Here is a 15,415-nt window from a genome sequence, read left to right on the forward strand (position 1 = left end):
GCCACCGGCTGTCGTCCTGATTTCTGGCTTGTAGTAAGAGGCAAGTGCGACCATGCAACTGACACGATTTACCGACTACGCCCTGCGTACCCTGACCTTCCTGGCCATCCAGCCCGGTGATCGCCTGTCGACCATCACGGAAGTGGCCGACACCTTCGCCATCTCCCGCAATCACGTGGTCAAGATAGTGCATCAGCTTGGGATCAAGGGTTACATCGAGACGGTGCGTGGCAAGCATGGGGGCATCCGCCTCGGCCGTGCCGCCGTCTCCATCAACTTGCGCGATGTGGTGATGGACATGGAGCACGTGCTCTGCCCGGTGGACTGCAAGCGCGAAAACTGCCGTCTCTCCGGGGGCTGCCGCATCCAGGGCATTCTGCGCCGCGCCATGCACGCCTTCCTCGAGGTGCTGGGGGAGTACACTTTGGCGGATGCGGTGCGGGATCCCACTCGTCTGTGCCACCTTCTCGGCATAGAGCAGGATAATATCCTGACCATGGCATGATGCCACGGTGAATGACAGAGGGGCCTGCGGGCCCCTCTGTCATTGCCAGCGGTCAGAGCTGGGGCACAAGGGTGATGGCTCCGTGCAGACAGGCGAGGCCACAGGCGCCGCAGCCATCGCAGGCGGCCATGTTGACGGTCACTCCCTCGCTGCCGACCTTGATCGCCTGCTGGGGGCAGGCATCTTCGCACAGCAGGCAGTAGTAGCCCTGACGGGCCTGGCAGCTCGCCTCTATCCTGACCCGGGTCTGCACCTGGCGGCCGAGGCAGAGATCCAGTGCGCCCGTGGGGCAGGCTCTGGCGCAGCTGCCGCAATAGCTGCACTGGCCACAGGCGAGATCCAGCACTGGGGTACCGGCGATGGGGCTGCCGTCATATTCGGGGCGATCGGCAGGTTTGATGAGGCCGTTGGGACACGCCTTGAAGCAGTCGCCACAACGGGTGCAGAGGGTGAGGAACTGGGACTCGTCGATGGCCCAGGGCGGGCGTGCCTCATGGCAGACCACCTCGGGTCTGCGGGGGCTCCCCCATGCGTGTGCCAGCCAGCGACAGAAAAAATGCGTCATGCCCACCTCTATACCTATTAGGGGTTAATTTTATCCAGTTTTGGGCCGGCAAGCCAGAGAATAGCGGCGGGCAGGATCGCAAGCCGGGTTGCCCTTGTGTAAGCTAGGCGGGTCTTTTTGCGGGATTGAATGAACTCATGTGGCTATTTCTGTGGCGTGCTTCTCTGCTCTATGTCTTCCCCTTGCTGATGTGGGCCTACTGCCATCTCAAGGGTATCGAGTTCAGTGAACTGGATACCGGGGTCAACAGCCACAAGTGGGTGGTGCTGGCGGCCTACCTGCTCTATGTGCTGATCTGGTTGCTGCTCAACCGCTATCTCGAACTCTTCCTGCGCCAGCGGGGGCGCCGATGACCCCGCTGCTGACCTGGTGGCCTGCCATGCTGGCTGGCGGGCTGGCACTGCTGTTTGGCTGGTGGTGGGGGCGGCGCAGCGGCCGTGAAGAGGCGCTGCTGCTGGAGGAGCGTTATCAGGGGTTGCAGGATCGCTGGGACGCGCTGCAGGACGAGAAGATGCTGGCTCAGCAGAAGCTGGATCAGCAGCAGACCCTGCTGCTCAAGCTCACCGCCCGTCTCAAGGAAGCCGAGGCGACCCTGCGCAGCGAGCGCATCGCCAGCGCCGAGAAGCTGCAACTGCAACAAGAGGCTGAACAGCGCCTCAGCCAGCAGTTCGAGAACCTCGCCAATCGTATCTTTGAACAAAATGCTGGAAACTTCCGCGAACTGAATCAGAACAGCATGGATCTCCTGCTGACTCCACTCAAGGAGCAGCTCGAGGGTTTTCGCCGCCAGGTGGGAGAGACCCACGCCCAGGAGACGGCCCAGCGCCACAACCTCAAGTTCGAGCTGGAGCGCCTTGCCGAGCTCAACGCCCGCATGACCGAAGAGGCGGCGGCGCTGACCCGGGCCCTCAAGGGCGACAGCAAGCAGCAGGGCAACTGGGGGGAGGTGGTGCTGGCGCGGATCCTCTCCGAGTGCGGCCTGCGCGAGGGGCATGAGTACCACACCCAGGTCAACATCGAGGTGGACAAGGGCAAGCGCTACCAGCCCGACGTCATCGTCCACCTGCCCCAGGACAAAGACATCATCATCGACGCCAAGGTGTCGTTGACCGCCTATGAGCGCTGGTACAATGCCGCTGACGATCTGGAGAAGGCGGTGGCGCTCAAGGAGCACGTCGCCTCGGTGCGCAACCATATCCGCGAGCTGGGCCGCAAGGATTACCAGCAGTTGCCCGGGGTGCGCACCCTGGACTATGTGCTGATGTTCGTGGCGGTGGAGCCTGCCTTCCTCGCTGCCCTGGAAGCGGACCCTTCCCTGGTGCGCTACGGGCTGGAACACAACATCCTGCTGGTGAGCCCCACCAACCTGATGGTGGCCCTGCGCACCATAGAGAACCTGTGGCGCTACGAGCGGCAGAACCAGAACTCGCGCCAGATAGCGGAGCGGGCCGGCCGCCTCTACGAGAAGCTGCGGCTGTTCGTGGAGGAGATGCAGCAGATGGGGGGCAGCCTGCACAAGGCGCAGGAGAGCTACGACAAGGCGATGGGCCGGCTGGTCAACGGTCGTGGCAACCTGATCGCCCAGGCCGAGCGCTTTCGCGAGCTGGGGGTCGAGGTGTCCAAGCCCTTGCCGGACGCTCTGGTGGACAGGGCGCTGGAGCGGGAGGAGTCGGCGGACTGAGGGGAATCGTCATTCGCCGGGACAACGAAAAGGGCAGCCATTGGCTGCCCTTTTCGTTTCATGCAACAGCCTGGACGGCTGCTTATTGCTTCCAGAAGGAGGGGAAGAAGAGCACCGCCACCGTCAGGATCTCGAGGCGTCCCAGCAGCATGCCGAACGACAGTATCCACTTGGCCGCATCCGGCAGACTGGCGAAGTTGGTGCTGGGACCGATGACAGGCCCCATGCCCGGGCCCACGTTGGCCACGGCGGTGATGGAGCCCGAGATGGCGGTCAGGGGGTCCAGCCCGATGGCGGCGAGCAGGGCGGCGATGAGCAGGATGATGGCGAAGTAGACCAGCACGAAGGAGATCAGGGAGCGGATGATGGCGTCGTTGACCGGACGGCCGTTGTACTTCTGGGGAAACACGGCGGAGGGGTGCATCAGCTGGCGCATCTGTTTCTTGAACAGGGCGAAGGCCACCTGGACCCGAAAGATCTTGAGCCCGCCCGAGGTGGAGCCGGAGCAGGCGCCGAGTGCCAGCAGGATGATGAAGATAATGGTGGTGAGCGGGCCCCAGGTGCCGAAGTCGCCGAGTCCGAAACCCGTGGTGGTGAGCACGGAGACGATATTGAAGCTGCTGATGCGCAAGGCATCCATGAAGCCGTAGATGTCTCTCACCCAGAGATAGAAGGTGACGACCAGGGTCACCCAGACGATCAGCCAGAAGAAGCCCTGCACCTGGGCATCCTTGAACAGGCTGTTGTCACGGCGGGAGAGGGCCTGCACATAGAGCAGGAAGGGCAGGCCACCGAGGAACATGAAGAGGGTGCCTATCCAGTGCGCCGCGTGGGAGAAGTGGGACATGGATTGATCGGAGGTGGAGTAGCCGCCGGTGCTGAGGGTCGTCATGGCGTGGTTGACCGCTTCGAACAGGTTCATGCCACTCACCCAGTAGGCGAGGAAGCAGAGCATGGAGAGTACCAGATAGACCAGCACTATGTTGTTGGCCACCGTTTTGGCGCGGGGGGCGCTCTTGTCGGACCAATCGGAGCTCTCGGTCTGGAACAGCTTCATGCCACCGACGTTGAGGTAGGGCAGCACCGCCACCGCCATCACGATGAAGCCGACCCCGCCCAGCCACTGCAGGATGGATCGCCACAGCAGGATGCTGTGGGCCATGCCGTCCAGCCCCGACAGCACGGTGGATCCCGTGGTGGTGACCCCCGACATGGTCTCGAAGTAGGCGTCGGCAAAGTCGATATGGGTGATGAAGACGAAGGGCAGGGCCCCGAAGACGCAGGCGACCACCCAGACCGAGGTGGTGAGCAGGAACATCTCCCGCACGCCGAGGTGAAACTCTGCCTTGCGACCGTAATGGAGGCAGAGCAGAGCGGCACCATGGGTGATCAAGACCGACTTGAGAAATTCGACGAAACCTTCCGAACCGGTCAGCAGGGCCAGCAGGGTGGGCAGCCACATGAAGAGCGCCAGCTTGGAGAGCACCAGCCCGAGCGTGAAGACGATGGGATGCAGCTTGATCATGCAAGAAAACCTGGTCGTTGATTGAAAAAAGACCCGGACCTTTCCTGAGAAAAGGGGCCGGGTCCGGATACCGTTGCCAGAGACATGGCCGGCTTACAGGAAGAAGGGACTGGGCTGGAACAGACGCTCCACTTCCGGGATGTACTTCTTGTCCACCAGGAACATCACCACGTGGTCATCCTGCTGTATCTGGGTACGATCGTGGGCGATCAGCACCTCATCACCGCGCACCACTGCGCCTATGGTGGTGCCCGGGGGCAGCTTGAGCTCGCCCACCGTCTTGCCCACCACCTTGGAGGTGTTCTCGTCCCCGTGGGCGATCGCCTCGATGGCTTCGGCCGCCCCGCGGCGCAGGCTGTAGACGTTGGCGATGTCGGCACGGCGCACATGGGTCAGCAGGGCCGAGATGGTGGCCTGCTGGGGGGAAATGGCGATGTCGATGGAGCCACCCTGTACCAGGTCCACGTAGGCGCCGCGCTGGATCAGCACCATGGTCTTCTTGGCCCCCATCTTTTTGGCGAGCAGGGCTGACATGATGTTGGCCTCATCCTCGTTGGTCACCGCGATGAAGACGTCGATCTGGTCGATGTGCTCCTCCGCCAGCAGCTCCTGATCCGCCGCATCGCCGCAGAAGACAATGGTGTGTTCCAGATGCTCGGAGAGCTGCTCCGCCCGCTTCTGGTTGCGCTCGATGAGCTTGACGCTGTAGCGCTTCTCGAGCTGGCGGGCGAGGCCGGCGCCTATGTTGCCGCCGCCGACGATCATGATGCGCCGGTAGGGGCTCTCGAGGCGTTGCAGTTCAGACATCACGGCACGGATATGGCCCGCCGCAGCTACGAAGAACACCTCGTCATCGGCTTCGATGATGGTGGTGCCCTGGGGGCGGATGGAGCGCCCCTGGCGGAAGATGGCGGCGACCCGGGTTTCGATGTTGGGCATGTGTTCCCGCAGGGTGGAGAGCGCATTGCCCACCAGGGGGCCGCCGTAATAGGCCTTGACCGCCACCAGGCCCACCTTGCCGTCGGCAAAATCCACCACCTGCAACGCCCCCGGATACTCGATCAGGCGACGCACGTAGTCGGTCACCAACTGCTCGGGGGCGATCAGGTGATCCACGGGGACGGATTCGGGCAGGAACAGGCGATCCCGCTCCACCAGATAGGCGGGGGAGCGAATGCGCGCCACCTTGTTTGGGGTGTTGAACAGGGAGTAGGCGACCTGGCAGGCGACCATGTTGGTCTCGTCGCTGTTGGTGACGGCGACCAGCATGTCGGCATCCTGGGCGCCGGCTTCGCGCAGCACCCTGGGATGGGCGCCGTGGCCGTTCACCACCCGCAGGTCGAATTTGTCCTGCAGTTCGCGCAGGCGCTCGCTGTCGGTGTCGACGATGGTGATGTCGTTGTTCTCGCCGGCGAGGTTCTCGGCCAGGGTGCCACCCACCTGACCCGCGCCCAGAATGATGATTTTCATAAGGCCATCTTACTCAAGGTTGTTGCTTCGTAATGAGGCGGCCCGTCACCGGGCCTGCCATCCGCCGGTTCGGCCTACAGCTTGATGAGCTTGGCATAGTAGAAGCCGTCCATCTCCGCCTCGCCGGGCAGGAACTGGCGACCCGGACAGGCCGGGGTGTCTTCTGCATGCAACGGCACCAGGCGGGCATCCGGGGTATCGGCCAGGAAGGCGCGGATCTGCTCCCGGTTCTCTTCCGGCAACACGGAACAGGTGGCGTAGAGCAGGGTGCCGCCCTGCTTCAGCTTGCCCCAGAGGGCGTCGAGAATGCAGCGTTGCAGCTCGGCCAGTTCGCGGATGTCCTGATCCCGGCGCAACCACTTGATGTCGGGGTGACGACGGATGACGCCGGTGGCGGAGCAGGGGGCATCCAGCAGGATGCGGTCGAACTGCCCCTGTGGCCACCACAGCTCCGGCGTGCTGGCATCACCGTGGATCACTTGGGCCTGAAGGCCGATACGATCCAGGTTCTCCTGCACCCGCTTGAGGCGGTTGTCGTCGGCGTCGACGGCAACCACGCCGGCAAGGGCCGGCTGGCGTTCCAGCAGGTGGGCGGTTTTGCCGCCGGGGGCGGCGCAGGCGTCCAGCACCCACTCGCCCGGCTGGGGATCGAGCAGGGCGGCGGCCTGCTGGGCGGCACCGTCCTGCACCGAGCAGTCACCCTGCTCGAAGCCGGGCAGTTTGGTCACGTCGCAGGGGCGCTCCAGCAGGATGCAATCTTCCCCTTCCACACCGGCCATGGCCGGGATGCCCGCCTCGCTCATGCGGGCCAGCATGGCCTCGCGGCTCTGGCGCTGGCTGTTGTTGCGGATCCACATGGGCGGGCGCTGGTTGTTGGCCTCCATGATGAACTCCCAGTCATCGGGATAGGCCTGACGCAGGCGCTTGGTGAGCCATTCGGGGTGGCCGAGGCGGACGCTGGGGACGCGGTCGATGCGCAGCAGGATCACTTCGGCGCTGCGCTGGAAGTTGCGCAGTACGCCGTTGATGAGGCCGCGCAGGGAAGAACCCTTGAGCAGCTTGACGGCGTTGACGGTCTCGGCCACGGCGGCGTGAGCCGGAATGCGGGTATAGATGAGCTGGTAGAGGCCGACCAGGATGAGGTAGTGGAAGATGCGGCTCTTGTTCTTGAGCGGCTTGTCCATCATCTCGCTGACCGCCGCATCGAGACGGGGCAGCCAGCGCAGGGTGCCGTAGCAGAGTTCTTGCAGGAGGGCGCGATCGCGAGGGGCGACCTTCTCCTGGGCAGCAGGCAGAACGGCGGAGAGAGATTGACCCTGATCCAGCACCTGTTGAATGACGAGAGCAGCCTGTGCGCGTGTTTTCATAGCGTTACCTTAGATGCACAAGTCGGGGCCAGGGCCCCGCTTGTGTCAATTCAATCCAGATCAAATCAGTTGCGTGCCAGGTTCAAACCAGTCGCGGCGAGAGTTGAGCAGATCCGAAACGGACATGGCCTTCTTGCCGGGAGGTTGCAGGGTCAGCAGGCGCAGCACGCCCTGACCGGTGGCAACCTCGATCCCCTGCTTGTCGGCCTTGAGCAGGGTGCCGGCTGCCTGGCCGTGATCCTGTGCGACGACCTCGGCCTGCCACACCTTGACGGTCTGTCCGGCAACGTCGAACCAGCTGATGGGCCAGGGGTTGAAGGCACGGATGCAGCGTTCGATGGCAACGGCGTCCATCGACCAGTCGATGCGGGCCTCTTCCTTGGAGAGCTTCTCGGCGTAGTTGGCCAGCGCATCGTCCTGGGGCTCGGCGGCGGTGTCGCCGGCAGCCATGGCGTCCAGGGTATCGACCAGTGCCTGCGGGCCCAGACCGGCCAGCTTGTCATAGAGGCTGGCAGAGGTCTCATCACTGGCGATGGGGCAGGTTACCTTGCGGATCATGGCGCCGGTATCCAGCCCCACGTCCATCTGCATGATGGTGACGCCGGTTTCGGCATCCCCCGCCCAGATGGAGCGTTGAATCGGGGCGGCACCGCGCCAGCGCGGCAGCAGGGAGCCGTGGACGTTGATGCAGCCCAGACGCGGCGTATCAAGCACCGCCTTGGGGAGGATGAGGCCATAAGCCACGACGACCATCAGATCGGCACCCAGAGCGGCCAGTTCGGTCTGCGCCGCTTCATTGCGCAGGGAGGCAGGCTGGTAGATCGGCAGATCGTGGGCCAGCGCCAGCTCCTTGACCGGGCTGGCGGTGAGCTTCTGGCCGCGACCGGCGGGCTTGTCCGGCTGGGTATAAACGGCGACGACCTCGTGGCCGGAAGACAACAACGCCGCCAGATGACGGGCGGCGAAGTCGGGGGTACCGGCAAAAATCAGTTTCAGCTTGTTCAATGGAGCGGATCCTCAGAGGACTTTGCGATCTTCACGGGCCATCTTTTCCAGCTTCTGACGAATGCGCTGGCGCTTGAGCGGGGACAAGTAATCCACAAACAGCTTGCCGACCAGATGATCCATCTCATGTTGTATGCAGATGGCGAGCAGATCGTCCGCTTCCAGCTCGAAGGTGTTGCCGTGGCGATCTTGCGCCCTGACCTTGACCCACTCGGCGCGCGGAACCAGAGCACGGTTGCCGGGCACGGAGAGGCAGCCCTCTTCGATGCCGGTGCTGCCGGACTGTTCCAGGATCTCCGGGTTGATCAACACCAGCTGTTCTTCGCGGTTCTCGGAGACATCGATGACGATGATGCGCTGATGAATGTCGACCTGGGTCGCGGCCAGGCCGATGCCTTCCTCCGCGTACATGGTTTCGAACATATCATCTACAATGTGTTGTAACTCGGGTGTAAAGGCTTCGACAGGGGCCGCGACTGTGCGCAGACGCTCATCGGGGAAACGCAATACATCTAGAATGGCCATAATTTTTTCTTTAGTTTCATATAAACGCAGTCAATATTGACGTAATTCTAGTCATTTACGCCGACAAAAAACAGCAACACTTTGCGTGCAGAAGTAACAGGGAGTGTTATGTATCTGAAGCAAATCGTCGTCGCCTGCCTGGCGACAGCCCTGGCCGGTGGCGCCATGGCACAGCAGTTGACGCTCAAATCCGGTTACCCCGAGACTTATGTGGTGCAAAAAGGGGACACCCTCTGGGACATCTCGGGCCAGTATCTGGCCGAACCCTGGCTCTGGCCACGCCTCTGGAACATCAATCCGCAGATCGCCAATCCCCACTGGATCTATCCCGGTGACGTGCTGCACCTGAGCTGGGTCAATGGTGAGCCTCGGCTCGGCAAAGTCAGTCAGGGGGGCAAGCAGGTCATCCGTCTCTCGCCCAAGAACCGCTATGAAAACAAGGCCAATCCCATACCGACCCTGCCTCTGAGTGAGATAGCGCCCTTCCTGCAGACCGACCACATTCTGGCCAACAGCCAGCAGAGCAAGGACCTGCCCTATGTGCTCGGCAACAATGACAAGCATGTCGGGATGCTGGAGGGCGACATTCTCTATGTGAAAGGAGCCTTGAACCCGGGCCAGAGTTATGGCCTCTATCGCCCGGGGGTGGCATACAAGGACAAGCATACCGGCGAGTCGCTCGGTCAGGAGGCGATTTTTGTCGGCACGGTGCGGGCAGAGGAGTACCTTGCCCACGACACCACCAAAGTGACGCTGACCCATAACCGGCGTGAGGTGTATCAGGGCGACAAGGTGATGCCGCTGCCGTCGCAGGAGAGCATCACTGCCGTGTTCATGCCAAAGGCGGCACCCTCCATTTCTCCCGGCTATGTGATCGAGCTGCCGAGTAAGGTACATGGTGGGGGCAAATTTGATGTGGTACTCATCAACAAGGGGGGGCGTGATCAGGTGGCCCCGGGCGATGTGCTCGAGATCCTGCGCCCGGGAGCCGAGATGGTGGATAAGAATGGCAAGGTGTCATATCGGGAATATTCATCCGTCTATGACAAGGCGTTCTATTCTGCCGGCAAGTCATCGCTGCCTGCCGAGGCCGTTGCCAGAGTCATGCTGTTCAAGGTCTACGACAAATTGAGTTACGGTCTTATCCTGCAGAGCCAGGATCTGGTCGGATCTGGTTATCAGGTCAGTAATTTCTGACGTGCCCTTGCCACTGGAGCGGTTGTCGCTATGGCTGACGCTGGATGCCGTTACAGGCATAGGCCCGGTCACCGCCGCTCGCCTGTTGGCTCATGTGGGTGGTGACATCACAACTCTGTTTGACTCAGATGATGGCGCCCTGCGAGCTCTTGGTCTGCAGAGTGCCCAGATTCAGCAGATGAGATGGCCTCTTCCTGTCGTGGAGCAGGGGTTGAGCTGGGCCGCCGAGCCCGGCAATCACCTCCTCTGTCCCGATGACCCCGCATATCCTGCCCTGCTCAAAGAGATCCCCGGCGCCCCGCTTTTGCTCTACTGCCGCGGGAACGTCTCATCCCTCTCCCTGCCACAGTTGGCGATGGTGGGTACCCGCCACCCCACCTATGCCGGCAAAGACAATGCGACACGCTTGTGTGCCGAGTTGGTGGGCTGTGGTCTTGCGATTACCTCCGGCCTCGCGTTGGGCATCGATGGCGTCTGCCATCAGCAGGCGCTGGCATCGGGCGGAATCACCCTGGCGGTGCTGGGATCCGGTCTGGATTGTCTCTACCCCAAGCGTCATCAGGGGTTGGCGATGCAGATCCTCGAGCAGGAAGGTCTGCTTGTCTCCGAGTTGGCGCCCCAGCAAGGCCCCCTGGCTGAACACTTCCCTCGCCGCAACCGTATCATCAGTGGTCTGTCGCTGGGGACACTGGTGGTGGAAGCGGCAGAACAGAGTGGTTCGCTCATCACGGCCCGTTATGCGCTGGAGCAGGGCCGCGAGGTCTTTGCCGTTCCCGGCGCCCCGCAAAATGCACAGGCAGCAGGGTGCAACCGTCTGCTTCAACAGGGTGCCAAGCTGGTCTTGAATGCCGCCGATATCCTGGAAGAGTTTCCAAGGCTGGTCTTGCCCCCCGGACCCGCCAACGGTTCTTCCGAGGCGCAGCATAATAGCGAATTGCCTTATGCCGATTTGTTGGATAACGTAGATTATGAGACCACGAGCGTGGATACCGTTGCCGAACGGGCCCGGCTTCCTGTCGATGTCGTACTGGGCAGGTTGGTAGAGCTGGAGCTGGTTGGTGCAGTGATGGCGGTAGCCGGTGGATACGTCAGAGCGAGGAGGGCGAATCATGTTTGATGTATTGATGTACCTTTTCGAGACCTACATCCACAGCGATGCAGATGTGATGGTCGAGCAGGATGAACTCACCGACGAACTGAGCCGGGCCGGTTTCGACAAGGACGAGATCGAGAAAGCGCTCAACTGGCTGGAGCGACTGGCCAACCTGCACGACAGCGAGCGGGAAGTCTATGTCACCGCAAGCCAGCAGGGCTCTATGCGGATCTATGCGCCGCAGGAGCTTGTTCGCCTCAGTACTGAATGTCGCGGTTTCCTGCTGTTCCTGGAGCAGGCGCAAGTGCTGAATGCCGAAACCCGTGAAATCTGCATCGAACGGTTGCTCGAGCTGGACAAGCCGGACATCGAGCTGGACGATCTGAAGTGGGTCGTCATGATGGTGCTGTTCAATGTGCCAGGCAGCGAAAACGCCTACCAGCAGATGGAAGAGCTGGTGTTTGACGAGTCGGACGGCGTCATCCACTGACAGCCCGGTGCCGCGCTGGTAGAATTCAGGCCATCTGGATTTCAAGGCGCGGCCCATGTCAAAGATCGATCACCACCTCTTCTCTGCCCACGAACATGCCTTCGAGCGCGAGCCGTGCCCGCAGTGTGGTGCTGAACTGGTGATCCGCCAGGGCAAACACGGTCCCTTCCTTGGTTGTTCAGCCTATCCCGCTTGCGATTACATTCGCTCCCTCACCCCCTCTGGCCGCGATATAGAGAAAGTGCTCGAGGGGTCGTCCTGTCCGGATTGTGGCCATTCACTGGCCATCAAGAAGGGTCGTTACGGTCTGTTTGTGGGATGTACCCAGTACCCGGCCTGTCAGCATATCGAATCCCTTCAGGAGAGTGACGATACCCAAATCCTCTGCCCGGAGTGTGGTAAAGGTCATCTGGTGAGCCGCACGTCCCGTTATGGCAAACAGTTCTACTCGTGTGACGCCTATCCTCACTGCAAGTATGTGGTGAATGACAAGCCGGTTCCCATGCCCTGTCCCGAGTGTGGCTGGGGCATCATGATCGAGAAGAAGGTGCGGGGAAACCTGCGCTGGGTCTGCCCGCAAAAGAAATGCTCCCACCAGATTGAGCGGGTATAATCTCGCCGCCCATGATCAGGCAGGCGGATTGCTGGTCAGCGTGAGGTTGTGAGCCGATGCGCATCGCCCAACTTGCCTTGATCCTGACCTGATCGCCATCTCAAACTCCCTGCGGTTGCTCGGTTCACTGATGCACTCAAGCGTCTGAGCCGAAATGCATGACTGAAGAGGAGCAGGGATATAGCCCATATCGCAGCAGTGATGGCCCCGATGCCGTCATGTCGGTTCAACATACAATCCAGTGATGAGAGGCGGCAGCGTGGCTGTCGCATGTGCCTATGCCAAATGAATTTGAACAAGCGGTTGCCGCCCTTCAAGGAGAAGGGGTTATCGCCTATGCCACCGAAGCCGTGTTTGGTCTGGGGTGTGATCCTGATTCCGAAGCCGCCGTGCAGCGGCTGCTGGCCATCAAGCAGCGGCCGGTGGAGAAGGGATTGATCCTGATCGCGGCAGATCTGGCGCAATTGCAGGACTACATCGACTTGAGCCAGCTCAGCGATGAGCAGCTTGCTCGCGTGCAAGCGAGCTGGCCTGGTCCCTTCACCTGGATCATGCCCGCTCGCGCGACGACGCCGTCCTGGTTGACCGGTCAGTTCGAGACCCTGGCGGTGCGGGTCACAGGCCATCCCCAGGTGCAAGGGCTTTGCCGGGCATTTGGCAAACCGCTGGTGTCCACCAGTGCCAATCTCACCGGTGAGGAGCCCGCTCGCCGGGTGGCTGATATTGGCGATCTGCTGGCAAGCCAGCTGGCTTACATTCTGCCCGGCGAAGTCGGGGGGCAAGCCAACCCGTCCGAAATCAAGGACGCCCGCACCGGGGCCATAATTCGCCCATCCTGAGTTGGGCACGGCCCTGTTTCATGCAGGTTGTGCGATGAGGTCATGACAATACGAGAAGTGCAGGCAGTGCATGCATGATGCCTGTCTGACAGGAGATAAAATGAGCAAACCGGATGTGGCCCAGGTAAAAGCCTTCCTGCTGCAATTGCAGGATGATATCTGCCGTGGCCTGGAGCAGGCCGATGGATGCGGGCACTTTGTGGAAGATGCCTGGAGTCGCGAAGGTGGTGGTGGCGGTAGAACACGGGTGCTGCGCCAGGGGGCGGTGATCGAGCAAGGTGGGGTCAACTTCTCCCATGTCTATGGCGATGCCATGCCGGCATCCGCGACCGCACATCGTCCCGAACTGGCTGGCCGCAGGTTTGAGGCCATGGGGGTGTCGCTGGTGATCCACCCGCATAATCCCTATGTACCGACCAGCCATGCGAATGTGCGGTTCTTCATCGCCGAGAAAGAGGGGGAGGAGCCGATCTGGTGGTTTGGTGGCGGCTTCGACCTGACGCCCTTCTATCCGTTCGAAGAGGACGTGAGGCATTGGCATCAGGTCTCCCATGAGCTCTGTCAGCCGTTCGGCACCGACATTTATCCCGAGTTCAAATCCTGGTGCGATCATTACTTCTTCCTCAAGCATCGGGGCGAGACGCGCGGGGTGGGTGGTCTTTTCTTCGATGACCTGAACCGCTGGCCATTTGCCGACTGCTTTGCCTTCATGCGTGCAGTGGGTGAGGGTTACCTGGCGGCCTACTTGCCGATTGTCGAGCGACGTAAGGAGCTTGCTTATGGGGAGCGGGAACGGGCATTCCAGCTTTATCGCCGTGGCCGCTACGTGGAGTTCAATCTGGTCTACGACCGCGGGACCCTGTTCGGACTGCAGACGGGGGGGCGTACCGAATCCATTCTGATGTCGATGCCGCCGCTGGCGCGCTGGGAGTACGACTGGCAGCCGGAGGCTGGCAGCCCGGAGGCATTGCTCTACAGCGAATACCTCAAACCGCGCGAGTGGTTGTGACCAGAGGGGCCACGATGGCCCCTTCTTATTGGCCGATATTCGGCTTGTTCCTTCATGAGAAAACCCGTTAAATCGGGATATTGCCCTCAAAAGGAACGCCTTGATGGATCGTTATCTGGTTTTTGGCCACCCCGTGCGCCACAGCAAATCTCCCTTCATTCATACCCTGTTTGCCAGGCAGACCCAGCAAGAGCTGGAGTATGGTCTGGCAGAACCGGCCGTCGATGAGTTTGCCAGCGCTCTGAACCACTTCTTCGCCGAAGGAGGGAAGGGGTGCAACGTGACTGTACCTTTCAAGGAGCAAGCCTTCGGGCTGGTGGAGCGGCTGAGCCCCAGGGCCAAGCGGGCGGGAGCGGTCAACACCATCAAACTGACTGATGATGGCGTGTTGCTGGGTGACAATACCGACGGCGCCGGGCTGGTCGCCGATCTCAAGGCTCACGGAGTGAACCTTGCCGGTAGCAGGATCCTGCTTCTGGGGGCCGGTGGCGCTGCTCGTGGCGCCCTGGCCCCCCTGCTGGCGGAAGCGCCGGGCGAGATTGTCGTGGTCAACCGTACCCATGCCAAGGCGGAACAGCTGGCTGTGGAATTCAAGGATCTGGGCAGCATCACTGCTCAATCCTATGAACAGCTGGTGGGGCCGTTCGATCTCATCATCAATTCCACCTCAGCCAGTCTGCAAGGTGAGTTGCCACCTTTGGCTCCAACCCTCATCCACCCGGACATCGCGATCTACGACATGATGTATGGCGCAACGGACACAGCCTTCATCGGCTGGGCCAAACAACATGGCGCGCGCCATACCATGGATGGATTGGGCATGCTGGTCGAACAGGCTGCTGAGGCCTTTACCGTATGGCGAGGGATCCGGCCCGGCACCAAGCAGGTATTGAGAGAGTTGCAGCGCAATCTGGGCGTCGTGTGAACCAGCTAGTGTGCTCTATTGGGCTGTCGGCAGATCTGATGTAGAGATTCTGCATCGCTGGATAGGGGGCATCCATCAGGATGTGGCACGACACGTGTGACGTGAAACGGTTGTTCTGTGGTGGGGGTGTGGCAGAACAGGTACCATTTTTATAAAACCATTGCGTAACAATAAGTTACTTTTACTTTGCCGTCACTCGCAGAATTTTTTGAGTTTTTTCTCAAAGCAGCGGAACTTCTGTAACGGACTGCTGACTAACTGGATAGTTGAGGAAGTGCTAGCTAGTCACCTTTATAACTCCCCGGTATTCGTACTGGGGATTTTTTTATCTGCATGAAAATTATGAATATTTTTCCTTTTTCCTACCATTGAAACTAAATTACATAAATTACTTTCATTTTCTGCTGCTTTGCTGTACAGTTGTCGGCGTAGGGTACAGAGGTAAGATGTTCTATCTTTCAGACCTTTTATTTCACGTAATTGAATGTGGCTGAATAGCAGCCCCGATGAGTCATCGTCGGGGCGTTTTTTTATGCGCAACATTTAGAGTAAATGCTTTAATTGTTGTCGTTCTTTGTTAGAATGAAGGCGTTTCTTGAGGAAAAC

General features: G+C 60.7%; 16 protein-coding genes. 10 read left to right on the forward strand and 6 right to left on the reverse strand.

Annotated features, from left to right (window positions below; all coding sequences use genetic code 11):
* Positions 1-52 precede the first annotated feature (52 nt).
* Positions 53-505 (forward strand): Rrf2 family transcriptional regulator, encoded by a 453-nt coding sequence (locus ACVDHI_RS16450; protein ID WP_010672499.1) that lies wholly within the window; start codon positions 53-55, stop codon positions 503-505.
* Positions 506-557: 52 nt separating this feature from the next.
* Here the strand turns inward: ACVDHI_RS16450 and ACVDHI_RS16455 are convergent, their stop codons facing one another.
* The gene (locus ACVDHI_RS16455) at positions 558-1,070 is read right to left on the reverse strand and encodes a ferredoxin-type protein NapF (RefSeq protein WP_010672500.1); all 513 of its coding nucleotides are present in this window, start codon (positions 1,068-1,070) and stop codon (positions 558-560) included.
* Between the two features lie 137 nt (positions 1,071-1,207).
* Between ACVDHI_RS16455 and ACVDHI_RS16460 the strand changes: the two genes are divergently transcribed.
* Positions 1,208-1,423 (forward strand): hypothetical protein, encoded by a 216-nt coding sequence (locus ACVDHI_RS16460; protein ID WP_010672501.1) that lies wholly within the window; start codon positions 1,208-1,210, stop codon positions 1,421-1,423.
* Entirely contained in the window at positions 1,420-2,751 is a 1,332-nt protein-coding gene (gene rmuC, locus ACVDHI_RS16465) for a DNA recombination protein RmuC (protein WP_447212293.1), read from the forward strand. The genes ACVDHI_RS16460 and rmuC overlap by 4 nt, the downstream gene beginning before the upstream one ends.
* An 82-nt stretch (positions 2,752-2,833) precedes the next feature.
* Here the strand turns inward: rmuC and ACVDHI_RS16470 are convergent, their stop codons facing one another.
* The 5 genes from ACVDHI_RS16470 to def all read right to left on the reverse strand — a co-directional run bounded on the left by ACVDHI_RS16470 (position 2,834) and on the right by def (position 8,643).
* A complete protein-coding gene (locus ACVDHI_RS16470; protein WP_010672503.1) occupies positions 2,834-4,276 on the reverse strand; it encodes a TrkH family potassium uptake protein in 1,443 nt (480 codons plus the stop codon).
* Positions 4,277-4,369: 93 nt separating this feature from the next.
* Positions 4,370-5,746 (reverse strand): Trk system potassium transporter TrkA, encoded by a 1,377-nt coding sequence (trkA, locus tag ACVDHI_RS16475; protein ID WP_010672504.1) that lies wholly within the window; start codon positions 5,744-5,746, stop codon positions 4,370-4,372.
* Between the two features lie 74 nt (positions 5,747-5,820).
* On the reverse strand, positions 5,821-7,113 hold the full coding sequence (rsmB, locus tag ACVDHI_RS16480) for a 16S rRNA (cytosine(967)-C(5))-methyltransferase RsmB (protein WP_447212294.1): 1,293 nt from the start codon (positions 7,111-7,113) through the stop codon (positions 5,821-5,823).
* 60 nt (positions 7,114-7,173) lie between these two features.
* A complete protein-coding gene (gene fmt, locus ACVDHI_RS16485) occupies positions 7,174-8,118 on the reverse strand; it encodes a methionyl-tRNA formyltransferase (protein WP_447212295.1) in 945 nt (314 codons plus the stop codon).
* A gap of 12 nt (positions 8,119-8,130) precedes the next feature.
* Complete coding sequence (gene def, locus ACVDHI_RS16490) at positions 8,131-8,643, reverse strand: peptide deformylase (RefSeq protein WP_010672507.1); 513 nt, start codon at positions 8,641-8,643, stop codon at positions 8,131-8,133.
* A gap of 108 nt (positions 8,644-8,751) precedes the next feature.
* Here def and ACVDHI_RS16495 point away from each other — a divergent pair, with 108 nt between their 5' ends.
* The 7 genes from ACVDHI_RS16495 to aroE all read left to right on the forward strand — a co-directional run bounded on the left by ACVDHI_RS16495 (position 8,752) and on the right by aroE (position 14,809).
* Entirely contained in the window at positions 8,752-9,840 is a 1,089-nt protein-coding gene (locus tag ACVDHI_RS16495; RefSeq protein ID WP_447212296.1) for a LysM peptidoglycan-binding domain-containing protein, read from the forward strand.
* 1 nt (position 9,841) lies between these two features.
* Entirely contained in the window at positions 9,842-10,957 is a 1,116-nt protein-coding gene (gene dprA, locus ACVDHI_RS16500) for a DNA-processing protein DprA (RefSeq protein WP_324062937.1), read from the forward strand.
* A complete protein-coding gene (locus ACVDHI_RS16505) occupies positions 10,950-11,423 on the forward strand; it encodes a DUF494 family protein (RefSeq protein ID WP_010672510.1) in 474 nt (157 codons plus the stop codon). The genes dprA and ACVDHI_RS16505 overlap by 8 nt, the downstream gene beginning before the upstream one ends.
* Positions 11,424-11,478: 55 nt before the next feature.
* Positions 11,479-12,036, forward strand: coding sequence for a DNA topoisomerase family protein (locus ACVDHI_RS16510; protein WP_042882250.1), 558 nt, complete (start codon positions 11,479-11,481; stop codon positions 12,034-12,036).
* A gap of 278 nt (positions 12,037-12,314) precedes the next feature.
* Positions 12,315-12,875, forward strand: coding sequence for a Sua5/YciO/YrdC/YwlC family protein (locus ACVDHI_RS16515; RefSeq protein WP_039039520.1), 561 nt, complete (start codon positions 12,315-12,317; stop codon positions 12,873-12,875).
* Between the two features lie 100 nt (positions 12,876-12,975).
* Positions 12,976-13,884: an oxygen-dependent coproporphyrinogen oxidase gene (gene hemF, locus ACVDHI_RS16520; protein WP_226043624.1), complete on the forward strand. Its 909-nt coding sequence runs from the start codon at positions 12,976-12,978 to the stop codon at positions 13,882-13,884.
* A gap of 103 nt (positions 13,885-13,987) precedes the next feature.
* The gene (gene aroE, locus ACVDHI_RS16525) at positions 13,988-14,809 is read left to right on the forward strand and encodes a shikimate dehydrogenase (protein WP_226043625.1); all 822 of its coding nucleotides are present in this window, start codon (positions 13,988-13,990) and stop codon (positions 14,807-14,809) included.
* The last annotated feature ends 606 nt before the right edge of the window (positions 14,810-15,415 follow it).

The organism is Aeromonas sp. 25-248, from assembly GCF_053005425.1.